Below are 21,464 nucleotides of genomic sequence, written 5' to 3'. Positions count from 1 at the left end.
CGCGGCGGGATCGGTATCCGGTCGCCGAAGGGTTACCAACAGGGAGTGACGGAACAGCTATGGCGCTCTATGTACAGAAGTTCGGGGGGACATCGGTAGGTTCGGTGGACCGGATCAAGGCCGTGGCCGAAAGGGTCCAGCGCTTTCGCAGCGAGGGCCATCAGGTGGTGGTCGTGGTCTCCGCGATGAGCGGCGAAACCAACCGTCTGATCGAGCTGGCCGGTCAGATCAACGATGACCCCACCCCGCGCGAAATGGACATGCTGGTCTCGACCGGCGAACAGGTCACCATTTCGCTGCTGGCGATGGCGCTTCACCGCCTGGGGGTGGCAGCGACTTCCTACACCGGCGCGCAGGTCGGCATTCAGACCGACAGTGCCCACACCCGGGCCCGCATTCAGAAGATCGAGACCGACGACATCCGCGCCGATCTCGACGATGGTCAGGTCGTGGTGGTGGCCGGTTTCCAGGGCGTCGACGAGGAGGGCAACATTACCACCCTCGGACGGGGCGGCTCGGATACCACCGGGGTGGCGCTGGCCGCGGCCCTGGGCGCTGACGAGTGCCAGATCTACACTGACGTCGACGGTGTCTATACGACCGACCCGCGTGTCTGCAGCGCCGCGCGACGGCTGGAGACGATTACCGTCGAGGAGATGCTGGAGATGGCGAGCCTCGGATCGAAGGTACTGCAGATCCGGGCTGTCGAGTTTGCCGGCAAGTACAATGTTCCGCTGCGCGTGCTTTCCTCCTTCGAGGAGGGGCCGGGTACCCTGATCGTTGCTGAAGAGGAAGAGAGTGCCAACATGGAAGAACCGCTGATCTCCGGTATCGCCTTCAATACCAACGAAGCCAAGCTGACCGTGCTCAACACGCCCGATGTGCCGGGGGTGGCACTGAAGATTCTGGGGCCGATCTCCGATGCCGGGATCGAGGTCGACATGATCGTGCAGAACGTGGCGCCTACCGGTGACTACACCGATTTCACCTTCACGGTGGCGAAGAGCGATTTCCGGCAGACCCAGCGGATTCTCGAGCAGCAGGTGCTGCCGAGCCTCGGCAGCGGTGAAGTGCGCGGCGATGACAGGATTGCCAAGGTCTCGCTGGTCGGGGTCGGGATGCGCTCGCACGCCGGCGTGGCGACCCGCATGTTCGGGGTGCTCGGTCAGGAGGGCATCAACATCCGGATGGTGTCCACTTCAGAGATCAAGATTTCGGTCGTTATCGACGAAAAGTTTCTCGAGCTTGCAGTCAGGTCGCTGCATACCGCTTTCGGACTGGATCAGCAGAACATCCGTCAGGAAGGGTGAGCGTGCCTGTGCGACGCCGCTGGAGTGCGGCGTCGGTCGCACGGAGTGCGTCAAGGGAGCGCAATTGGTTAACCCAGGTTGGTTTGACAGGCGTAGATGACGCATAATGCGACGCTTGATTGCCAACTGTAACTCGTAATCCGTGCGCAGGAAGTATTCGTGAAAGGGAGGTCATAATGCTCATTCTGACTCGCCGTGTCGGCGAAACCCTCATGGTCGGTGATGACATCACCGTGACCGTGCTGGGGGTAAAGGGCAATCAGGTGCGTATCGGTGTCAATGCGCCACGCAATGTCTCGGTACACCGCGAGGAAATCTACCAGCGCATTCAGACCGAGAAGACCGAGGATGAAGCCGGCGACGAGGAGCGCTGAAACCCGCTTCAGCGAGCTGTTTCGTCCGGGGTATCCCCCGGTTGCCAAAGGAATTTTTATCAATCTCTGGACAGGGCGCGATCAGTTTTGTAATATGCGCGCCGTACCGATCAAGGAGAGGTGGCCGAGTGGCTGAAGGCGCTCCCCTGCTAAGGGAGTATAGGGTTAGTAGCCCTATCGAGGGTTCGAATCCCTCTCTCTCCGCCATTTCGGTATCGTTGCAGACGTCAACGTAGCAGTTGCTGACCATCAGCTATTTTGCATGCGTCTTCATGAGTAACGGTTTTCTGTTAAGCGCCCGTAGCTCAGCTGGATAGAGTACCTGACTACGAATCAGGTGGTCGGAGGTTCGAATCCTCCCGGGCGCACCATCGTGAAAACCCTGCTCAGGCCGGAAGTGGCAAGCCGAATACAGGCGTCGATCCTGCCAAAAATATCAAAAGCGCCCGTAGCTCAGCTGGATAGAGTACCTGACTACGAATCAGGTGGTCGGAGGTTCGAATCCTCCCGGGCGCACCAGATTCCGAAAACCCTGCCTCATGGCAGGGTTTTCTCGTTTCAGGGATGCCGGCCCCTGTCCGAGGCCCCGGTCAGGCTGGCTGCCGGGGCGGTGGCGTGTCCTCGGCCTGTGCCACGAGGGGAGCGCCAAGCGCTGTCAGGAAGGGCGTCAGTTCCCGAATGCGGCGGAGTTCGACAAAGCGTTCCCCGGCTTCACGATCATGCTGGCGCATGATGTTGAGCCACTGCTTCAGCAGTGAGACCACCACCTTGTCCGGTACGGCCCTGCCGGCCCGGCGGGCATATTCCTCGAGAATCGCGCAGCGATCCTGCCAGCGTGTGGCCGGCAGCACCTCGCCGGTTGCCTGCCAGTGGTGAATGCGTGCCGCCAGCAGAGGATCAGCCAGCGCTGCGCGCCCCAGCATGACGTGGCGACAGCCGGAAATGGCCCGCGCACGCTGATACTCCTCGAGTGTCCAGATATCACCGTTGACCACGGTGTCGATGCCGACCCGCTGGCGAATGCGGCGTACCCATCGCCAGTGGGCCGGCGGGCGATAGCCCTCGCGCCGGGTACGCGCATGCACCACCAGCGAGGCCGCGCCGCCCGCCTCGGCGGCCCGGGCGCAGTCCACGGCCAGCCGCTTGTCCTCGAAGCCCAGCCGGAGCTTGGCCGTCACCGGAATACCGCTGCCTTCCAGTGCCCGATGAACCCCGGCCACGGCGGCCTCGACCCGCCGTGGCGTCTGCAGCAGCGAGGCCCCGCCATCGTGACGATTGACCGTTTTGGCCGGACAGCCGAAGTTCATGTCGATGCAGGGAGCGCCGAGTTCGGCGGCATGGCGGGCATTGTCTCCCAGCTTTTCGGGATTGGAGCCCAGCAGCTGCAGATGCACCGGGGTGCCGGAAGGTGTGGCGGCGCCGGCTGCGAGTTCGGGACAGAGGCGGTGAAAGACGCGCGGCGGCAGCCGGGTGTCGGTGACCCGCACGAACTCGGTGACCACCCAGTCGAAGCCGCCCCTGGCGGTCAGCAGATCCCGGGTGATGACATCGATCACGCCCTCCATGGGCGCCAGACCGATACGGCCGACAGCAGAAGTGGATGACATGGGAGGCAACGCAGCGGCGTGAGTGGGCGTCGTGATGACGCATGATGATCCCGCGCATGATACATCAGCTGCCGCCTGCGTTCATGACCGTCAGGCGGCCCTGATGAGGGCACTGAAAAGGCCCGTCGGGTGACGGGCCAGACGGGGGGGCGCTCCGGCAGGCGGGCTCAGGCGCTGCGTGTTCGCCAGCGATGGCGCAGGGTCATCACCACCGAAATCACGGCCAGTGTCAGCAGGGCCAGGGAGATCGGGCGGGTGAAGAACAGGCTCCAGTCCTCATTGGTCATCAGGGCGCGGCGCAGGTTGGTTTCGGCAATCGGCCCCAGGATAACCCCCAGCACCAGGGGGGCCAGTGGGTAGTGCAGCTTGTTCAGGATATAGCCGAGCAGGCCGACGCCCAGCAGCAGGTAGACATCGGTCAGGCGGTTGTTGAGCGCATAGGCTCCGATCACGCAGCAGGTCAGGACCACCGGCACGATGACATACCTGGGCACGCGGGTGACCTTCAAAAAGAGGCGCATGCTGGTCATGCAGACGGCCAGCATCAGAAAGGCGGCCACGAACATGGCCAGGAACATGCCATAAACCAGGTCAGCGTGATCCATGATCAGCCGCGGGCCGATGCTGATGCCATGAATCATCAGTGACGCCATCAGTACGGCATCCACGGCGCTACCCGGAATCCCCAGCGCGATCAGTGGAATCAGTCCGCCGCCGGCGGTCGAGGAGTTGCCGGATTCCGAGGCGACCACCCCCTCGGCCGTGCCGGTACCGAATTTCTCCGGGGTCTTCGACGCCCGGCGGGCCTGATCATAGGCAATCAGGTTGGCAATGCTTCCGCCGGCTCCGGGCACCGCGCCGATGAAGACCCCGACCAGCGAGGAGCGCAGCAGCCCCAGAGGGCGCATCAGCGTTTCGCGCAGAGCATCCAGTGGGCGAAACGAGACCTGACTCGCAATCAGCGCCTTGCCATGACGCACCTGATCGGCGTCTTCCACTTCGCCGAGCAACTGACTGACAGCGAAGATGCCGATCAGCACCACCAGAAACGGAAAGCCGGCGGCCAGCAGATCGGTATCGAAGGTAAAGCGGGGGATGCCCATCATGGGGTCGGGGCCGATGCTGGCAAGCAGCAGTCCCAGCAGCCCGCTCATCAGACCCCGCAGCACCGAACGGCCCACCAGGCTGGCGACCACTGTCATGGCGAACACGATCAGGGAGAAGTACTCCCATGCCCCCAGTTTGACGGCGACCAGCGCCAGCGGTGGCGCGGCCAGGATCAGGACAATGGCACTGATGACGGCGCCGAAGAACGAGGCCCAGACACCGATGGCCAGGGCTCGGCCGGGTTCACCGTTGCGTGCCATGGGGTAGGCATCGAAGGTGGTCGCGACCGAAGAGGGGGTACCCGGTATGCCGAGCAGCGCAGCACTGATCAATCCGCCCGTGGAACCGCCGACATAGACGGCCAGCATGGTAGCGATGCCCTGCAGCGGGGGCATCTGAAAGGTCAGCGGCTGGGTCAGCACGATCGCCATGGTAATCGTGAAACCGGGAATGGCAGCCGCCACCACCCCGGCGATGACCCCGATCAGCATGGTGAGCAGGGTGCTCAGGGTGAAGAGTTGATCGATGCTGCTGAGTAGCGCATCCATTGTTGATCTCCTGGAAGCCTTGTTGTTGTCAGTGGCTTCAGCCCAGCACGCCGGCGGGCAGCATGATGCCGAAGACGTCAGCGAACACCCATGCCAGACCGAAGGAGAACACCAGCGCAATCACGCCCGCCACACCCAGGCGGCGTGGGCTGCGTGCGCCCAGCAGGATCTGGGTGGCCAGCAGAAACGAAAGCGATGCCAGCGCAAACCCCAGCCAGGGCAGGGCCAGCAGATAGAGGGTCAGCAGGGCCAGCACTGCCAGGGCCAGCCGGTGCTGCCAGAGCCACCGGCGAATGCTGCCCGGGGCGAGCGCTGAGGTGTGTGGCAGCCGCCGCAGCTGTTCCACGATGATGGCCAGGTTGAAACAGATCAGCGCTCCCAGCACCAGGCGTGGAAAACTGCCCGAGCCCAGTGGTTCCCACATGGAAGCAGGCAGATCGCCGGCCCGCCAAAACAGCAGGGCAAATCCGATCGCCAGCAGGGCATTGAAGATGACATGGGCTAGCGCGCTGCCACGCGCCCGGTCCGAATCGGACCGGGCGGTCGACGTCGGGTCGGCGCTCATTTCTTCAGCTTCCCGGAGAGCCGGTTGAAGGTGTCATCCGTTTCGGCGAGATAGTCGCCGTAGGCTTCGGGGCCCATGTATCTGACCTCGGCGCCGGCATTATGCAAGCCCTCGATGAACGCCTCGTCCTGCGACTCTCTCTTGAGTGCCTGCGCCAGTGTCTCGATACGCGCATCGGGGGTGCCTTTCGGGGCCACGATGCCGCGTACCACGTTCAGCTCGATATCCTCGCCCAGCTCCTTGAAAGTGGGGACATCGGGGGTACGTTCGAGCCGTTCGTCGCTGCCCACGGCGAGAAAGCGCAGGTCCCCGTTCCTGACGAACTCGAGCGAGGAGGAAATGTCACCGATTGCGGCATCGATATGCCCGCCCACCAGGGCCCGAATGCGCGCCCCGGTGCCTTCGAAACCGACATAATGGAACTGCAGGTTCCCGGCATCCTCGATCATGGCGGCATCCACGTGCGGGACCCCGCCCAGGGTGACGCCCATGCGGATCTCGCCCGGGTGCGCCTTCGCGTAGGTCACGAAGTCATCCCAGTTCTGCCATGGGCTGTCGGCATTGACGACCAGATACTGCGGTGATGAGGTCATCGCGGCGACCGGTGCGAAGTCATCGTGATTCAGCGCTGTCAGCCCGGTGTCATGGGAGACCAGCAGGCCTTCATGCACCTGGCCCACGGTATAGCCGTCGGCGTCCTTCCGGCTGAGCTGCTTGAGCCCCAGGGTGCCGCTGACCCCCGGCTGATTGATGATCGGCATCGGCTGGCCGAGATAGGGCTCGATGTGATTGGAGACCACCCGCATCAGGGTGTCACTGCCGCCGCCCGGCGACCACGGCACGATGAACTGCACGGCCTGACTCGGGTAGTCATCTGCCGCCTGCGCCTGGGTCGTCGGCAGTGCGGCGCCCAGTGAAAGGCCCAGGGCCAGCGCCGCGGTCAGCGGGCGTCGCCAGCGCAGCGGGGTGGCGCCGGTATTGTCATGGGGTTCTGTCCGCGTTTTCAGGGTGTTGAATCGCATGATGTTGTCCTTGTTGGTCTGGGGTGCGAAACGACCCGGCTGTCATGGCGGTCCATCAGCCGGGATCGGCAATCGGTGGTGAACGTCCTGCGGTGGACGTTGTGTTGAGCGGCCTCCCCGAGGGTTGATGAAGTGTCTGTCCGAAGGTTCACTGGCCCAGGAAAAGGGCGCCGTAGCCGAGTCCGAGGCAGACCACGAAAGCCGGATGCAGTCGCGTCCCCATCAGCAGGATCGCAGCGACGGCCCCGATCCCCAGCGTCTGCCACAGCCCCGGGCCCTGCACCCCTTCCTGAAAGAAGGACCACACCAGGGCGCCCATCAGCACCATGATCACCGGCCGGACCCACTGGCTCATCGATTTCACCTTGATCGAATCGCGAAAGCGGTAGAGCACACCGAGGGCGACCAGCATCAGCATCAGCGACGGTGCCACGGTAGCGAAGACGGCAATCAGTGCGCCGGGGGTGCCGGCCACATCGAAGCCGATGTAGCCGGCCATCTTGGTGGCGATCGGGCTGGGCAGCGCATTGCCCAGCGCCAGCGTCTGGGCGAAGTGTTCGGCACTCATCCAGCCGTAGTGCCCGACCACCTCGTTTTCGATCAGCGGAATGATCGCCGGGCCGCCGCCATAGCCGATGATGTTGGGAATGAAAAAGGCCAGAAACAGCTGCCAGTAGATCATCCGGTCGGCTCCTTCTTCCGGCGGCGCTGCGGCTCGGGCCGCAGCAGGGCAGCGATCAGCAGGGCGGCAATCACGAGCCCCGGATGAACGTCCAGTACGAAGATCAGGCCGGCGGCTGCCAGCCCCATCAGCGCGGCGAGCCACCAGCCCAGCGAGCGGCGCGCCTTCTGCCAGAAATCCCAGGTCAGCTGTACCATCATGATCATCACGACCGGCACCACGCCCTGGCCCATGCCGGCAATCCAGCGTTCGTCACGATGCACCATGTAGAGCCCGAGCAGGGCAATCATGGCGATGATGCAGGGGACCATCACGGCCAGGGTGGCATTGAGGGCGCCGAACAGGCCGCCGACCCGATGGCCGATGGTGCCGGCCATCTTGGTGGCGATCGGCCCCGGCAGGGTATTGCCGATGGCCAGCACGTCGGAGAACTCGTCCTCGTCCATCCACTGGTAACGCTTGACCGCCTCGGCATGCACCAGCGGAATCATCGACGGGCCGCCCCCGAAGCCCAGCAGGCCGATCCGCAGGAAGGCCAGGCAGAGACGGCCCTGGGTTTGCCACGCTGCACTCATGATCAGAGTACCGCGATGGCGGAGTCGGTACGCGGCTCGGTGCCACCGCAGAGAACGCCGGTCCGTGGATCGCGAATGATGATCTGGCCGCGGCCGAAGCCGGTCGGGTCGAAGGCCAGTTCCATGTCATGACCGCGGGCGGCCATCTCGCGTACCAGGTGGGCCGGATAGCCGTGTTCGATGCCGATCCGACGGCCCCCCATCCACTGCCAGCGCGGTGCATCGAGCGCGGCCTGCGGATTGAGGTGGAAATCGAGCAGGTTCATCACCACCTGCATGTGCCCCTGGGGCTGCATGAAGCCGCCCATCACCCCGAATGGGCCGAGGGCCTCGCCCTGGCGGGTGAGAAAACCCGGAATGATGGTGTGAAACGGCCTCTTGCCGGGGACGAGGGTGTTGTCGTGATCGGGGTCGAGGGTGAAGCCGTGACCGCGGTTGTGCAGGGCAATGCCGGTCTCCGGCACCACCACGCCCGAGCCGAAGCCGTGGAAGTTGCTCTGGATGAAGGACACCATGTTGCCCTCGCCGTCGGCGGTGGCGAGGTAGACGGTGCCGCCGGCTTCGGGCTCGCCGGGGAAGGGATCGAGCGCCTGTTCGCCGATCAGATTGCGCCGGGTGGCGGCATACTCCTGGCTGAGCAGGGCGGCCACCGGGGTGCGCATGTACTCGGCATGGGCGATGAAGCGATGACCATCGGTGTAGGCGAGTTTCATCGCCTCGCACTGGCGGTGCAGCACGCTTGCGTCGTCACGCCCGTGCAGGTCGTCATAGCCGCTCATGATGTTGAGCCCCATCAGCGCCACAAGCCCCTGACCGTTGGGCGGAATCTCCCAGACATCGACGCCGCGATAGTTGGTCGAGATCGGTTCGACCCACTCCGCCCGGTGGGCGGCGAGATCGCCGGCGCGCAGGTAGCCCCCGGTTTCACGTGAGAAGGCATCGATCTTCTCGGCCAGCTCGCCGCGATAGAAGCTTTCGCAGCGGGTCTGCGCCAGCGACTCCAGGGTGCGGGCGTGTGCCTCGCTGCGAAACAGCTCGCCCGGCTGCGGTGCTCGGCCGTGGGGCGTGAAGGTATCGAACCAGGCCTGGGTCGAGGCCTGGGTGAAGGCCGGGCGAAAACGGGCCTCGGCGCGCTGCCAGAGTTCGCTGATCACCGGGGAGACCGGAAAGCCCTCACGCGCCAGCCTGATGGCGGGGGCGAGCAGCTCGCTGAAATCGAGGCGGCCGAAGCGCTCCGAGAGCGCCGCCCAGGCGGAGGGCGCGCCGGGCACCGTGACCGGCGTCCAGCCGTAGAGCGGCATCTTCTCGTGTCCCTCGCCGAGCACCGCCTCGCGGGTGAGCGAGGCCGGGGCTACGCCGCTGGCGTTGAGACCGTGCAGCTGGCCGTGGCCGCTGTCATCACGCATCCAGACCAGGGCGAAGGCGTCACCCCCGATGCCGTTGCAGGTCGGTTCGACCACGGTCAGGGCGGCTGCCGTGGCAATGGCCGCATCAACGGCGTTGCCGCCACGCGCCAGCATGTCGCGGCCGGCCTGGGCTGCCAGCGGCTGGGAAGCGGCGACCATGCCGTCGCGCGCATAGGTGGCGCTGCGCTGTGAGGGGTAGGGGTTCTGCTGGGAGAAGGGCGTCACCGGGGCGGTCTCCTGGGCGATCCTGTGAGTTGTTGTCGGCGCCGGATGATCATGTATGCTGCCGACGATGCCGTGATCGATGGAATCCGGAAAATCGATTTTTCTGTCGGTTACTATGCTGAGCCCTGCTGGACGCTGTCAACGCCTGTTCACACCGCTGAGAGAGCCACTTTTCATCATGCCCGCCGAATCCGCCTCCGGTCTTTACGACGACCTGCGCCGCGATCTGATCAATGGCTGCTACGCCGCCGGTGAAAAACTGGCGATCGGGGCGCTGAAGGAGCATTACGGGGTGGGGCTGAGCCCGCTGCGCGAGACCCTCAATCGGCTGGCGGCGGTCGGGCTGCTCGAACAGTCGCATCAGCGCGGCTTTCGTGTGCCGCGCCTGACCCGGGCCGCGCTCGATGATGTCGCCACGCTCAGACGGCAGCTGGAGGGGGAAGCGCTGGAGCAGGCCATCGCGCGCGGCGATCAGGAGTGGGAGGCCGAGCTGGTGGCCGCGCTGCACCGCCTCAAGCGGCATCAGGGCGATTTCGACAGCGCCGCCCATGAGCAGTGGGAGCTGATGCATGCCCGTTTTCACCGCGCGCTGGTGGCCGGGTGCGGCTCGCCCTGGCGGCTGCGGTTTCTGGACCAGCTCTATGACCAGTTCGATCGCTATCGACGACTGGCGCCGCAGGCGGAGCGACGCCGCGAATGGCTCGATGACCAGCACGCACAGCTGGTCGATCATGCCCTGGCCCGCGACGCCGGGCGTGCACGCCTGCTGCTCGAGGCGCACATCGAGCTTTCCTGGCAGGTAGCGCTGCAGAGCTGTACCGAATAGACCGGCTCGGGAAGGGGCCGGGGGCTGCCGGTTCAGGTCGCGGCGGGGTCGTGCAGGACCAGACGCCCGCCCAGGTGGGAGGCCAGCGCGCTGAAGTCGTCATCCCCATCCTCCGGCCAGGCCACGACCAGGGTAACGCCGTCGGCACCATAATCGGCCTGCACGATGTCACCCTCGCGTTCGCCCAGCCAGCCACGCAGTCGATGCTCATCAGCGAAATCGACCTCGACCCGAAGCTCGCGACGGGGCACCTGCAGGCGGGTGGGCAGGTCGGTCAGGGTGTGGGCGACCGTCCGGGAGTAGGCCCGCGCCAGACCGCCGGTGCCCAGTTTGATCCCGCCGAAATAGCGGATGACCACGCAGGCAATCCGGCCCAGTCCGCTGCCTTCGAGCACCTGATACATCGGTCGACCGGCCGTGCCGCCGGGTTCGCCGTCATCGGCAAAACCGATGGCCTGTTGTTCGCCGGGCGGGCCGGCGATGAAGGCGAGACAGTGATGACTGGCATCGGGGTGATGGCAACGGGCCAGTTCGAGGAGCCGGCGGGCATCGTCGGGGGTTTCGGCGGCCGCGCACCAGCCGATGAAGCGGCTCTTCTGCACCTCGAGCTCTGCCATGTGGCAGTGGTCAGTGGTGATGGCGGGGGTGCGATAGCGCAAGGGGGATCACCCGGGTTCAGGCGGCGCGGCCCGGGGCCGGCTGACGCGCCACGCCCATCACCAGCCCGAGCACCTGGACATCATCGTTTTTCAGATGGATCGGAGCCATTTCGCGATTGGCCGGCTCCAGCCGAACACCGGATTTATCGATGTAGAGCCGCTTGAGCGTCACCTCCTGATTGTTGATCAGGACCACGGCCGTTTCGCCGTTCTCGGCGGACTCGAAGCGTTCGATGATGATGATGTCACCATCATGAATGTTGCAGTCGATCATCGACTCGCCACGCACCCGCAGGGCATAGGTGTTGCGACGCACCATGCGCGAGGGGATGCGAACCGTTGCGTCGTCGTGGCAGGCCTCCATCGGCAGCCCGGCCGCGACCGTACCCAGCAGGGGAATGCCCACCAGGTCGCTGGCGTCGATCTCCTCCCAGGCGTCGTCGGTCAGGGGAATGTTGGGGCGGCGGTGCAGAAAATGCGATTCGGCGTACGACATGCAGTAACTCCCTGAGACGAAAACGGGGCATCCTGCGGATGATCGACGAGGCGCATGCCTCGTATGGGCCATCGTCGCACTCCCTGACGATGGCAGGAACTCCGATTCGGCATCATAGCAGCCGCACCCGGCCGGTGGAATGTAAAAGCACAGGGGCCGCCGCTCGGGCAGGGCTGCGTGATGGCCGCCGGTCATGCGCTCGTAATGCCCCACCAGCTGCTCGTCGATGAACGGACCGATCGGACCGGGCGCGAGTCATCGAGAGCTGCTGACTGACATGATGGCTCGCCCTGCCGGAATGCAGGCTATCGCAAGCCGGGCCCCTGTCCGAATGCGCTGTCACCTCGGGGCGTGCCCGTCGGAATCAGGTTCGGCTCAACTGCTGCTTGACGCCATCGGCAACAGCGGGGAAAGTCAGGGCGCCTTGCCCGGCGCAGCAGCCGGGTGCCGGGAACGGGAATCATGCAGAGAGCAGGGGAAACGGGACGCGCATGCGCCTGACATCGATCAAGCTGGCCGGTTTCAAGTCGTTCGTCGACCCGGTCACGGTGCCTTTCGAGGCCAACATGACGGCGATTGTCGGTCCCAACGGTTGCGGCAAGTCCAACGTCATTGATGCCGTGCGCTGGGTCATGGGGGAGTCTTCGGCCAAATACCTGCGCGGCGAATCGATGGCGGATGTCATCTTCAACGGCTCGACCGGCCGCAAGCCGGTCGGTCAGGCCTCGATCGAACTGGTCTTCGACAACAGCGCCGGCAAGCTCGGCGGCCCCTATGCCGGCTATGCCGAGATTGCGGTACGCCGGGTGGTGACCCGCGACGGTCAGTCCCAGTACTTCTTCAACGGCCAGAAGTGTCGCCGGCGCGATATCTCCGATCTGTTTCTGGGGACCGGGCTGGGGCCACGCTCCTACGCCATCATCGGTCAGGGCATGATCTCGCGGCTGATCGAGGCGCGACCCGAGGAGCTGCGCGCCACCTTCGAGGAGGCCGCCGGCATTTCGCGCTACAAGGAGCGCCGGCGCGAGACCGAAAACCGCATGCGGCGCACCCAGGAGAATCTGGAGCGGCTCGATGACCTGCGCGAGGAGCTGGACCGCCAGCTCGAACGCCTCAAGCGTCAGGCCGATGCGGCGCGCCGCTATCGCGATCTCAAGGAGCGCGAATATCGGCTGCGCGGCGAGCTGGCGCTGATGCGCGGCAATGCGCTGCGCACGCAGCAGCGCGAGCAGGAGGCCCGGGTCAGCGAGCTCGAGACCGGCATCGAGCGGGAGCTGTTGAGTCTGCGCGAGAGCGAGAACCAGCTCGAGCAGGCGCGTCAGGATCACGACGCCATGAGCGAGACGCTGGATCAGCACCAGCGTGCCTTCTATGACACCGGCGCCGAGATTGCCCGGCTCGAACAGCAGCTCGAAGCGGCCCGCGCCCGCGAGCGTCAGCTCGGCAGCGATATCGACTCGGTGGTGCGCGATATCGCCGAGATCGACCGGCTGGGCAGTGATGACGAGCAGCGCATGACCCGGCTGGGCGAGCGGCTGGCCGAGCTCGACCCCGAACGGGCAGAGGCCGCGCAAACCCTGGAAACGCTGGAGGCGCAGCTCGAGGAGGCCGACGAGGTCCGCCAGAACGCCCAGCAGGCCTGGCAGAGCTTCGATGAACAGGACCGCGAGGCACGCTTTGCCGCCGAGCGGGCCCAGGGCGAGGTCCAGCGGCTGGAACGCGCCATTGGCGAGCTGACCGATCAGATCGCCCGCAACGACAGTCGGCTGGCGGAACTGCCCGAGGCGCGCGAGCTGGAGAGCGAACGTGGCGAATGCCGCGAGCAGCTGGCCGAGCTGGATGAGCAGCGCGAGGAAGTCGAGCGTGAGCGCCAGACCGAGCGTGAGCGGCAGGACGAGGCGGAGCAGGCGATCGAGACGGCGAGCGCCGAGCGTGAGCGCAGCCGGGCGCGCCGCCATACCCTGGAAGGCGAACGCGCCTCGCTGGAGGCGCTGATCCGGGCAGCACTGGAGAGTGATGACGAGACGCTGACGCACCACCTTCAGGAACATGAGCTCGATGGCCGGCCGGTACTGGGCGAGCAGCTCGAGGTCGATGAGCACTGGGCGGCTGCGGCCGATCGGGTGCTGGCCCCCTGGCTGGCAGCGCGCACGGTGACGTCCGGCGCCTCGCTTGCGCCGCTCGTCGCACTACCCGGCGGTGAGCTGAGGCTGGTGGAAGAGACGGACAGCCGCGATGCGCCGCCGCCCGGTACCCTGGCCGAATGCGTGCGCGGTGCCCCGGCCCTGGATGAGTGGCTGGGCCGCATCCGGCTGGCGTCGAGCCATGATGAAGCCCTGGCCCGGCGTGCCGAGCTGGCGCCGGGCGAGAGCGTGCTGACCCCGGATGGCCTCTGGCTGGGGCGGCACTGGGCACTGCGTCACGCCGGCGGCGAGCGCCACGACAGCGTGATTGCCAATCGTCAGCGGCGCGATGCGCTCGATACCGAGCTGGCCGAGCTCGATGAACAGCTGGCGGGCATCGACGAGCGTCTGGATGAGGCGCGCCAGCGCCGTACGGCTGCCGGCGAGGCGCTGGAGACCCTGCATCAGCGTCAGCGCGAGCTCGAAAGCCAGCGTCAGCCACTGATGGCGCGCGAGGGGCAGCTGGCCAGTCGGCTGGAGCATGTCGAGGCGCGCCGCCGGGAGCTGGTGGAGGAGCGCGAAACGCTGACCGGCACGCTGGAAGAGCGCCGCGAGGAGTTCGAGCAGGCGCGCATGACCCACAGCGAGGCCATGGCGACGGTCGAGGACAATGCCGATCAGCGTGAGCAGCTCGATGCCCGCCGGCGCGATACCCGCGAGCAGTGGGAGGCACTGTCACGCCAGCTGACACCTCAGCGCGAGACGCTCAACCAGCTCGACATGGAACGCCAGCGTCTGGTGACCGAGCGGGAAGGGATCGAGTCGCAGCGCAACCGGGCCGGTGACCAGCGCGCCCGGCTCGAGGAGAAGCGCGAACTGCTGGTGGCGCAGCGGGAAGAGGGCATCGAGCCGATCGAGGAGATGAAGGGTCAGCTCGACGAGTATCTGGAGCGTCGGGCCCGGGAGGAGCAGGCGCTCAACGAGCGGCGTGACGAAGCCAGTGAGCTCTCGGAGCGCATGCGTCAGCTCGAGAGCGGACGCCAGGGCCACGAGCGGCGCATCGAGGAGCTGCGAGGGCAGCTCGAACAGCGCCGGATGGATGTGCAGGCCCTCTCGCTCAAGGCCGATGCCCAGTTCGAGCAGCTGCAGGAGCAGGAGCACGATCCCGAGGCGCTTGCCGCCGGTCTGGCGGAGAGTGCCGAGGAGTCGACCTGGCAGCAGGAGCTGGAGTCGGTCGGCGAGAAGATCCGGCGGCTGGGGGCGATCAACCTAGCTGCGATCGAGGAGTACGATCAGCAGGCCGAGCGGCGCGACTACATCGAGGGGCAGCATCGCGAGCTGACCGAGGCGCTGGAAACCCTCGAACGGGCGATTCGCAAGATCGACGGCGAGACGCGCAGCCGTTTCCGCCAGACCTTCGATGACGTCAACGCCGGCTTCGGTGAACTCTTTCCCCGGGTGTTCGGTGGCGGCGCGGCCTGGCTGACGATGACCGGCGAGGATCTGCTCGATACCGGGGTGGCGATCATGGCGCGGCCGCCGGGCAAGAAGAACACCACCATCCATCTGCTCTCCGGTGGCGAGAAGGCGCTGACGGCGCTCTCGCTGGTGTTCGCCATCTTCCGGCTCAATCCGGCGCCGTTCTGCATGCTCGACGAGGTCGATGCGCCGCTCGATGATGCCAATGTCGGCCGCTATGCGAAGCTGGTGCGGGAGATGTCGGAGAGCGTGCAGTTCATCTATATCACCCACAACCGGCTGGCCATGGAGGCCGGTGATCGGCTGATGGGCGTCACCATGCAGGAACCCGGCGTCTCGCGGCTGGTCTCGGTCGGGGTGGAAGAGGCCGCGGCACTTGCTGATGCCTGAAGATGCCCGAATGCTTTGAACTCCGCTCCGAAGTGCTTGCATCCCGGCTTAAATGACGTTACCAACTTGGCATAGCCCGAGGGTCCGGGGATAATTGATAATGTCGACGGCACCCCACCGGGCCTCGGCGGGGTGTTTCTGGTGCATTCGGATTGATCGGGCCATGCGACGGACGGCGTGGCGCCCATATACAAGAGACAGGCAAGGTCCATGGAATTACGTGAATGGCTCATCATCCTGGGGCTGGTACTGGTGACCATCATCATCGTTGATGGTGTGCGGCGTCTGCAGCGCCAGCGTCGCGGCCTGCGCCTCGATATCTCCCGGGATATCGATCCCGAAGATCCGCCCAAGGATCCCGAGGATATCCGTCGTGAGGAGCAGGTCAGCTGGGAGCTCCCCAACGGCGGTTCCCGGGTGGTACAGCCCACGCGTGATGAGCACGATGACGACCATTACTCCCGTGCGGGAGCCGGGGAGGATGAGGCGTTCGAGCCTGCCGATCGGCGTGATCCCCGCTGGCAGGCGCACAATCGTCGCATGGAAGAGCGCTGGCAGGCGCGGGGTGAGTCCCCGGCACGGGACGAACGCGACGCCCCCCGGTTCCGCGAACGTGATGAACGTGACCGCGGGCGGGAAGAGGCGTGGGAGTTCGACGACGAGCCGCGCGGGCCGCGGCTTGCCGCCAGTCGCGATGATGATGACATGGTCGATCCGCTGGATGATCCCGACAGCCCGCCGCTGACCCGCGACAGCCGGGCTCGGCGTGCGCCGCGTGACGAGCCGGTAGCAGAGCCCGATGATTTCCGTTCGGAGCGTCGTGACGAATCGTTCGAGTACGAGGACGAGTACGATGACGATCGGAACGAGGGTCCGCGCCGGCGCCCGCTGGCCGGACTGCGTGACTGGGCGCAGTCGCAGATCGATGCGCTTGATCAGCGTCGGGCCCAGCAGTCGCAGCAGCGCGAGGACGCCACGCGCCGGCGGGATGCCGGCCGCGAGGAGAAGAGCGAACGCCGTCAGGCGCCCGCCCGTCAGTCCGGTCACGAGCGGCCGCGACAGGATGAGACGCCTTCTGCGGAGCAGGAATCCCCGCAGTGGTCATTTGCACATGACGACGAGGCCCGTGATCTGCCGCAGGATGACGAGCCGTACGGAATGGAGGACGATTTCGAGCCACCGCGCGGTGTGGCCCGTCATCCTGCCGTGGAGCGTGCCCGTCGGCATCATGTCTCGCCGGGCCGGGCCCGCAATGCGCTGGCGGATGCCGAAGAGGTGATTGTCATCAGCGTCAATGCGCGTGACGAGGAGGGCTTCAATCGTCCCGATCTGCTGCAGCTGGTGCTTGCCTGCGGGCTGCGCTACTGCGAGGAAATGGGGGTATTCCACCGGTTCGAGGCCGAAGCCGCCGACAGCGGTCTGCAGTTCTCCATGATCAACAGCCTCAAGCCGGGGACCTTCGATCTGGAGGACATGGATGATGGCACCCTGCCGAGCGTGACCTTCCTGATGCCGCTGCCCGGCGCCGAGGATGCGCCCATGGCCTTCGAGGCGATGGTGGAAACCGCCATGGTACTGGTGCGCAATCTCGGTGGTGAGCTCAAGGACGAAAACCGCAGCGTGATGACGGCACAGACCATCGAGTTTGCCCGCCAGCGGGTGCGCGATTTCGAACGTCGCTGGCGGCTCCACCGACAGGCGCACTGAGCCTCCGCCATTTTACCGCGTTGCGGTATCGAAGCATCTTCAAGGGGCCCATCAGGGCCCCTTTTGCATGTGAGGCAGGACTGCCACGGCCGCGCGCCGAATGACCTGGCCCGATGTAGCCGGCGGCGCGATTGCCTATAATGCGGGCCCGGTGTGATCAATCAACAGGATGCCGATGAGCCAGCGTGACGATGACCCGGCCCGCGAAGCTGCCCGGCTGCGACGCGAGCTGGAAGAGGCCAACTATCACTATTACGTCGAGGATGCGCCGACCATCCCTGACGCCGACTATGACCGCATGCTGCGTCGGCTGCAGGAGATCGAGGCCGCGCATCCCGAGCTGGTGACTCCGGATTCGCCCACCCGGCGGGTCGGGGCGCAGCCGGCCGAGGGCTTTGCCGAGGTGCGCCACGCGGTGGCGATGCTGTCGCTGGACAACGCCTTCGACCATGACGAGGTCCGGGCCTTTGCCCGGCGGGTGGCCGAACGGCTCGAGCGCGATCCGGAAGCGATCGACTTCTGCTGCGAGCCCAAGCTCGACGGCCTGGCGGTATCGCTGATCTACGAGCAGGGCGTGCTGGTGCAGGGGGCGACCCGCGGCGATGGTCGTACCGGCGAGGGCATCACCGCCAACGTGCGCACCCTGAAGTCGATCCCGCTGCGCCTGCGTGGCGAGCAGCCGCCCGAGCTGCTTGAAGTTCGCGGCGAGGTCTATATCTCGCACTCCGGTTTCGAGCGTCTCAACGAGCGCGCGCGCGAAAGCGGCGGCAAGGTGTTCGCCAATCCGCGCAACGCCGCCGCCGGCAGCGTGCGCCAGCTCGACCCGGGGATTGCGGCCTCCCGGCCGCTGGAGTTCTGCGCCTATCAGGTGGCCCGCATCGACGACGAGCGCTGGCAGGCCACTCATTCGGCGCAGATGGATGGCCTGCGTCACTTCGGTTTTCGTACCAGCCCGGCGATGGAAGTGGTGACCGGCGCCGAGGGCCTGATCGATTTCTGTCAGCGGCTGGGCGAGAAGCGCGAATCACTTGATTACGACATCGACGGCGCGGTGATGAAGGTGGATGACTACCGCAGTCAGCGGGAGCTGGGCTTCGTCTCGCGTGCACCGCGCTGGGCGATGGCGTTCAAGTTCCCCGCCCAGGAGCAGACCACCACCATCAATGATGTGCGCTTTCAGGTCGGCCGGACCGGGCGCCTGACGCCGGTGGCCGAGCTCGAGCCGGTGCAGGTGGCCGGCGTCACGGTCGCCAATGCCTCGCTGCACAACATGGACGAAATCGCCCGGCTCGACGCCCGTATCGGCGATACCGTGATCGTGCGGCGTGCCGGCGATGTCATTCCCCAGATCGTGCAGGTGATCATCGAACAGCGCCCGACGCGGACCCGGGCGATCGACATGCCGGCCGAATGCCCGGTCTGCGGCTCGCGGGTCGAGCGCGCCGAAGGCGAGGTCGATGCCATCTGCAGTGGTGGGCTCTTCTGTGCCGCCCAGCGCAAGGAGGCCCTCAAGCACTTCGCCAGCCGGCGCGCACTCGACATCGACGGGCTGGGCGACAAGCTGATCGATCAGCTGGTGGAGCTGGAATGGGTGAAGACGCCGGCCGACCTGTTCCGGCTCGAGGTGACGCGTCTCAGCGAGCTGCCGCGCGTGGCAGAGAAATCCGCCACCAACCTGGTCAATGCCCTCGAACGCGCCCGGCAGACCACTCTGGCGCGGTTCATCTTTGCGCTGGGCATTCCCGAGGTCGGCGAGGCCACTGCCGGGGCACTGGCAACACATTTCGGCACCCTCGAGCGCCTGATGGCGGCCGACGAGGCGGCGCTGACCGCAGTGCCGGATATCGGCCCGGTCGTCGCGGCGCACCTCCACGCCTTCTTCGCCGAGCAGCACAACCGCGAGATCATCGACGACCTGCGCCGGATGGGGGTGACCTGGGAAGAGGTCGAGGTGGCCGAACGCCCCCGTCCGCTGACCGGAGAGACCTGGGTGCTGACCGGCACGCTCGAGGCGATGACCCGCGACGAGGCGAAGTCCCGGCTGGCGGCGCTGGGCGCGAAGGTCAGCGGCAGCGTCTCGAAAAAGACCCATGCCGTGGTCGCCGGCCCCGGGGCCGGCAGCAAGCTGGAACGGGCACGTGAGCTTGCGCTGACGATTTTCGACGAGGAGGGTTTCCTGGCCCGGCTCGAACAGCTGGAGCAGGGCGGGATGCCCGGGGAGACGCACGATGAGTGAGGGACGGTTTATCGAGGTGCCGGCGCGCATGCTGCCGGCGGATACCCTGGAGCGCCTGCTGGCGGAGTTCGTGACCCGCCAGGGCTATGACACCACCGACACCGAAGAGGGCGAGCGGGGCTGGATCGACAGTGTCCGGCACCAGCTGGATCGCGGCGAACTGCTGATCGTCCATGACCTGCAGACCGAGTTCACCGAGGTCATGACGCTCGAACAGTGGCAGGGCTTCGGCCGTCAGCTGGCCGATGACGAGGAGGAGGGTGGGTAACCGGCGGTCGTGGTTGAAGGGCCTGCGCGCGCTCCGTTAGTCTGGTCATGTAACTGAACGTTAGTGTCCGGCTGCCCGGGCATGCGACGCCATCCGTTCTCCGTTCCGGCAATGCGAGTTTCATGATGCATTACCGCCGAGTCATGGCTACCGGCTGCGATCCCCGGGGCCGCATTACCCGGCTCTGCAACTTCTCCACCGGCTGGGTGCTGGTCACCGCCACCCAGGCCATCCGCGAAATCGAGACGGGCCGCTGTCAGTACTACATCCAGGATGACTGCGGCAGCTCGGACCTGATCGTGACGCGCGACCGTGAAGGCTGTCAGCTGCAGGTCGATCCTGCCGGCGCCTCGCGGATTACCCTGGTCAACCTGCTGAACTGCTGAAGGGGCCGCCGCCCGATGGCGGCTCCCTCATGAAAAAGGCCCGCCGGATGTACCGGCGAGCCTTTTGCGTTCATGCCATGAAGGCACAGGTCGCCATCAGGCGAACAGCACCGGCACCATCAAACTCGAGATCAGCAGGATCAGTGCGCCCCCCAGCCTCGAGGAGATCTGGGCAAACGGCATCAGCTGCATGCGTCCGGCGGCCGAGAGCACGGCCACGTCACCGGTGCCTCCCATGTTGGCCATGCAGAGCCCGGCGGTAATCGCCGACTCGATCGGATAGAAGCCGACCAGCCTGCCGACCAGGCCGGCGCCGAAGGCCGCACCGGCCACCACCGCAAACACGATCAGTACATAGGTGATCGAGATGGCCTCGATGACCTGGCCCAGGTCGGTATAGGCGATGCCGATGCCGAACAGCAGGGCGAAGGTCCAGTTGCGCGCCACGAAGCGGAACCACTGGGCGGCGGACTCGTTGAGCGAATCCGGCAGCAGGCCGAGGATCTTGACCAGCGCGACCAGAATGATCATCAGCGCGTAGGGGTGCAGCGGAATCACGCTGCCGATGATCTGCCCGCTGACGAAAAAGGTCAGGGCCGCGACCAGGCCGATGCCCAGCCGGCTGATTTCCGGCGTCGATTCGCGATCGTCGATCTCCACGCCCGGCATCATCTGACCGTTGCCGGTGAGCTTCGGGGCACGCTTGCCGAGCCCGTTGAGCAGCCCGCCGATGATGATGGCAAAGACGTTGCCCAGCGCCAGGGCCGGCACCAGAATCGAGATATAGTAGCTGGCGGGCTGGCCCAGCAGCTGCTCGTAGATCTGGCTCATCGGCACCGCGCCGGCGCCCATGCCGCCGCCCATGATCGGCAGGGTGATGACCACCACGGCGTCCTGTACCGAAAAGCCCAGCAGCCAGCCGACGGCGATGGCGAACAGGCAGGCAAACAGCACCGCACAGATCAGCGGCAGGGCGAAACGGGCACCGACCTTGACCAGCACCTTTGAATCCATGCCGAGAATGCTGCCGGTGATCAGCGCGGCGATGTAAAAGTTGAGAAAGCCGCCGCCCTTCATGAAGCCGGTCACGTTATCCACCACCGACTGGGGCAGCCAGTTGATGTAAACCAGCGTGGCGGCGCCGAAGATCGCCAGGATGGCGCCGCCGCCGAGATAGCTGCGAATGATCGGCAGCCGGTCGCCGATGAAGCCCAGCAGTTCCCCCAGCAGCATCATGATCAGCAGTGCACCGATCATGCCGGTCGGCAGGGTGTCGGTCACCATCGAGACGATCAGTACCCCGACGGCGATGGCAAACAGGGGCAGCGGCAGGCCGAAGATTCGGGTCGAGGCCAGACCGCCGCTAGCGGTATGCTGCGTGCTGTACGCAGCGTGAGTCGACGAATCGCTCATCACGATCTCTCCTGCATTCCGGCCGAACGAGCGGGCCGAGGATGAACCACAGTTATTGAA

The 21,464-nt window shown here is 65.8% G+C and carries 18 protein-coding genes and 3 tRNA genes; 11 read left to right on the top strand and 10 right to left on the bottom strand.

Translation table 11 applies throughout. The features are described from left to right. The first annotated feature begins 59 nt into the window (after positions 1 to 59). The 5 genes from C7446_RS03775 (at position 60) to C7446_RS03755 (ending at position 2,203) form a co-directional block, all read left to right on the top strand. Positions 60 to 1,310, top strand: coding sequence for an aspartate kinase (locus C7446_RS03775; RefSeq protein WP_121171414.1), 1,251 nt, complete (start codon positions 60 to 62; stop codon positions 1,308 to 1,310). A gap of 176 nt (positions 1,311 to 1,486) precedes the next feature. After that, positions 1,487 to 1,684 (top strand): carbon storage regulator CsrA, encoded by a 198-nt coding sequence (csrA, locus tag C7446_RS03770; RefSeq protein WP_121171412.1) that lies wholly within the window; start codon positions 1,487 to 1,489, stop codon positions 1,682 to 1,684. 114 nt (positions 1,685 to 1,798) lie between these two features. Next, a tRNA-Ser gene (locus tag C7446_RS03765) sits at positions 1,799 to 1,891 on the top strand. 87 nt (positions 1,892 to 1,978) lie between these two features. Then, positions 1,979 to 2,055 (top strand) — tRNA-Arg (locus C7446_RS03760). 71 nt (positions 2,056 to 2,126) lie between these two features. After that, positions 2,127 to 2,203: transfer RNA gene (locus C7446_RS03755), tRNA-Arg, on the top strand. 71 nt (positions 2,204 to 2,274) lie between these two features. Here the strand turns inward: C7446_RS03755 and C7446_RS03750 are convergent. From C7446_RS03750 to C7446_RS03720, 7 genes are all read right to left on the bottom strand, one after another. Beyond that, the gene (locus C7446_RS03750; RefSeq protein ID WP_245977654.1) at positions 2,275 to 3,291 is read right to left on the bottom strand and encodes a tRNA dihydrouridine synthase; all 1,017 of its coding nucleotides are present in this window, start codon (positions 3,289 to 3,291) and stop codon (positions 2,275 to 2,277) included. 167 nt (positions 3,292 to 3,458) lie between these two features. Beyond that, positions 3,459 to 4,946, bottom strand: a complete 1,488-nt coding sequence (locus tag C7446_RS03745) for a tripartite tricarboxylate transporter permease (protein WP_121171408.1) — start codon at positions 4,944 to 4,946, stop codon at positions 3,459 to 3,461. 37 nt (positions 4,947 to 4,983) lie between these two features. After that, a complete protein-coding gene (locus C7446_RS03740; protein ID WP_121171406.1) occupies positions 4,984 to 5,511 on the bottom strand; it encodes a tripartite tricarboxylate transporter TctB family protein in 528 nt (175 codons plus the stop codon). Continuing rightward, positions 5,508 to 6,533: a Bug family tripartite tricarboxylate transporter substrate binding protein gene (locus C7446_RS03735; protein ID WP_121171404.1), complete on the bottom strand. Its 1,026-nt coding sequence runs from the start codon at positions 6,531 to 6,533 to the stop codon at positions 5,508 to 5,510. Before C7446_RS03735 ends, C7446_RS03740 begins: the two co-directional genes overlap by 4 nt. Before the next feature lie 148 nt (positions 6,534 to 6,681). Beyond that, complete coding sequence (locus C7446_RS03730; protein ID WP_121171402.1) at positions 6,682 to 7,215, bottom strand: chromate transporter; 534 nt, start codon at positions 7,213 to 7,215, stop codon at positions 6,682 to 6,684. Beyond that, the gene (locus C7446_RS03725; protein WP_121171400.1) at positions 7,212 to 7,790 is read right to left on the bottom strand and encodes a chromate transporter; all 579 of its coding nucleotides are present in this window, start codon (positions 7,788 to 7,790) and stop codon (positions 7,212 to 7,214) included. The genes C7446_RS03730 and C7446_RS03725 overlap by 4 nt, the downstream gene beginning before the upstream one ends. Before the next feature lie 2 nt (positions 7,791 to 7,792). Beyond that, complete coding sequence (locus tag C7446_RS03720; RefSeq protein WP_121171804.1) at positions 7,793 to 9,355, bottom strand: gamma-glutamyltransferase family protein; 1,563 nt, start codon at positions 9,353 to 9,355, stop codon at positions 7,793 to 7,795. Positions 9,356 to 9,599: 244 nt separating this feature from the next. Between C7446_RS03720 and C7446_RS03715 the strand changes: the two genes are divergently transcribed. Next, the gene (locus C7446_RS03715) at positions 9,600 to 10,247 is read left to right on the top strand and encodes a GntR family transcriptional regulator (RefSeq protein ID WP_121171398.1); all 648 of its coding nucleotides are present in this window, start codon (positions 9,600 to 9,602) and stop codon (positions 10,245 to 10,247) included. Positions 10,248 to 10,279: 32 nt separating this feature from the next. On the opposite strand, the gene C7446_RS03710 is transcribed toward C7446_RS03715, so the two are convergent. Together C7446_RS03710 and C7446_RS03705 are read right to left on the bottom strand one after the other, a co-directional pair. Then, a complete protein-coding gene (locus C7446_RS03710; RefSeq protein WP_245977652.1) occupies positions 10,280 to 10,906 on the bottom strand; it encodes an IMPACT family protein in 627 nt (208 codons plus the stop codon). A gap of 16 nt (positions 10,907 to 10,922) precedes the next feature. After that, the gene (locus C7446_RS03705) at positions 10,923 to 11,402 is read right to left on the bottom strand and encodes a LexA family protein (RefSeq protein ID WP_121171396.1); all 480 of its coding nucleotides are present in this window, start codon (positions 11,400 to 11,402) and stop codon (positions 10,923 to 10,925) included. Between the two features lie 491 nt (positions 11,403 to 11,893). Between C7446_RS03705 and smc the strand changes: the two genes are divergently transcribed. From smc to C7446_RS03680, 5 genes are all read left to right on the top strand, one after another. Beyond that, positions 11,894 to 15,394 carry a chromosome segregation protein SMC gene (gene smc / locus C7446_RS03700; protein ID WP_121171394.1) on the top strand — a complete coding sequence of 1,167 codons (3,501 nt, stop codon included), beginning with the start codon at positions 11,894 to 11,896 and terminating at the stop codon, positions 15,392 to 15,394. Between the two features lie 210 nt (positions 15,395 to 15,604). Next, positions 15,605 to 17,101 carry a cell division protein ZipA C-terminal FtsZ-binding domain-containing protein gene (locus C7446_RS03695; protein WP_245977650.1) on the top strand — a complete coding sequence of 499 codons (1,497 nt, stop codon included), beginning with the start codon at positions 15,605 to 15,607 and terminating at the stop codon, positions 17,099 to 17,101. Between the two features lie 175 nt (positions 17,102 to 17,276). Next, complete coding sequence (gene ligA, locus C7446_RS03690) at positions 17,277 to 19,337, top strand: NAD-dependent DNA ligase LigA (protein ID WP_121171392.1); 2,061 nt, start codon at positions 17,277 to 17,279, stop codon at positions 19,335 to 19,337. Beyond that, the gene (locus C7446_RS03685; protein ID WP_121171388.1) at positions 19,330 to 19,605 is read left to right on the top strand and encodes a YheU family protein; all 276 of its coding nucleotides are present in this window, start codon (positions 19,330 to 19,332) and stop codon (positions 19,603 to 19,605) included. The genes ligA and C7446_RS03685 overlap by 8 nt, the downstream gene beginning before the upstream one ends. A 122-nt stretch (positions 19,606 to 19,727) precedes the next feature. Beyond that, entirely contained in the window at positions 19,728 to 19,991 is a 264-nt protein-coding gene (locus tag C7446_RS03680) for a hypothetical protein (RefSeq protein ID WP_147408721.1), read from the top strand. A gap of 96 nt (positions 19,992 to 20,087) precedes the next feature. Here the strand turns inward: C7446_RS03680 and C7446_RS03675 are convergent, their stop codons facing one another. Next, entirely contained in the window at positions 20,088 to 21,404 is a 1,317-nt protein-coding gene (locus C7446_RS03675) for a 2-hydroxycarboxylate transporter family protein (RefSeq protein WP_121171386.1), read from the bottom strand. Positions 21,405 to 21,464: the final 60 nt, after the last annotated feature.

The organism is Kushneria sinocarnis, from assembly GCF_003633775.1.
Taxonomy (GTDB): Bacteria; Pseudomonadota; Gammaproteobacteria; order Pseudomonadales; family Halomonadaceae; genus Kushneria; species Kushneria sinocarnis.
This window is presented reverse-complemented; position numbering and strand designations above follow the sequence as displayed.

Coding starts and splice junctions, on each gene's coding strand:
- C7446_RS03730 (WP_121171402.1), bottom strand. CDS start 7,215: ATGATCTACTGGCAGCTGTTTCTGGCCTTTTTCATTCCCAACATCATC.
- C7446_RS03745 (WP_121171408.1), bottom strand. CDS start 4,946: ATGGATGCGCTACTCAGCAGCATCGATCAACTCTTCACCCTGAGCACC.
- C7446_RS03705 (WP_121171396.1), bottom strand. CDS start 11,402: ATGTCGTACGCCGAATCGCATTTTCTGCACCGCCGCCCCAACATTCCC.
- ligA (WP_121171392.1), top strand. CDS start 17,277: ATGAGCCAGCGTGACGATGACCCGGCCCGCGAAGCTGCCCGGCTGCGA.
- C7446_RS03735 (WP_121171404.1), bottom strand. CDS start 6,533: ATGCGATTCAACACCCTGAAAACGCGGACAGAACCCCATGACAATACC.
- C7446_RS03680 (WP_147408721.1), top strand. CDS start 19,728: ATGATGCATTACCGCCGAGTCATGGCTACCGGCTGCGATCCCCGGGGC.
- smc (WP_121171394.1), top strand. CDS start 11,894: ATGCGCCTGACATCGATCAAGCTGGCCGGTTTCAAGTCGTTCGTCGAC.
- C7446_RS03675 (WP_121171386.1), bottom strand. CDS start 21,404: ATGAGCGATTCGTCGACTCACGCTGCGTACAGCACGCAGCATACCGCT.
- C7446_RS03775 (WP_121171414.1), top strand. CDS start 60: ATGGCGCTCTATGTACAGAAGTTCGGGGGGACATCGGTAGGTTCGGTG.
- C7446_RS03750 (WP_245977654.1), bottom strand. CDS start 3,291: ATGTCATCCACTTCTGCTGTCGGCCGTATCGGTCTGGCGCCCATGGAG.
- C7446_RS03725 (WP_121171400.1), bottom strand. CDS start 7,790: ATGAGTGCAGCGTGGCAAACCCAGGGCCGTCTCTGCCTGGCCTTCCTG.
- C7446_RS03720 (WP_121171804.1), bottom strand. CDS start 9,355: ATGGTCGCCGCTTCCCAGCCGCTGGCAGCCCAGGCCGGCCGCGACATG.
- csrA (WP_121171412.1), top strand. CDS start 1,487: ATGCTCATTCTGACTCGCCGTGTCGGCGAAACCCTCATGGTCGGTGAT.
- C7446_RS03685 (WP_121171388.1), top strand. CDS start 19,330: ATGAGTGAGGGACGGTTTATCGAGGTGCCGGCGCGCATGCTGCCGGCG.
- C7446_RS03695 (WP_245977650.1), top strand. CDS start 15,605: ATGGAATTACGTGAATGGCTCATCATCCTGGGGCTGGTACTGGTGACC.
- C7446_RS03715 (WP_121171398.1), top strand. CDS start 9,600: ATGCCCGCCGAATCCGCCTCCGGTCTTTACGACGACCTGCGCCGCGAT.
- C7446_RS03740 (WP_121171406.1), bottom strand. CDS start 5,511: ATGAGCGCCGACCCGACGTCGACCGCCCGGTCCGATTCGGACCGGGCG.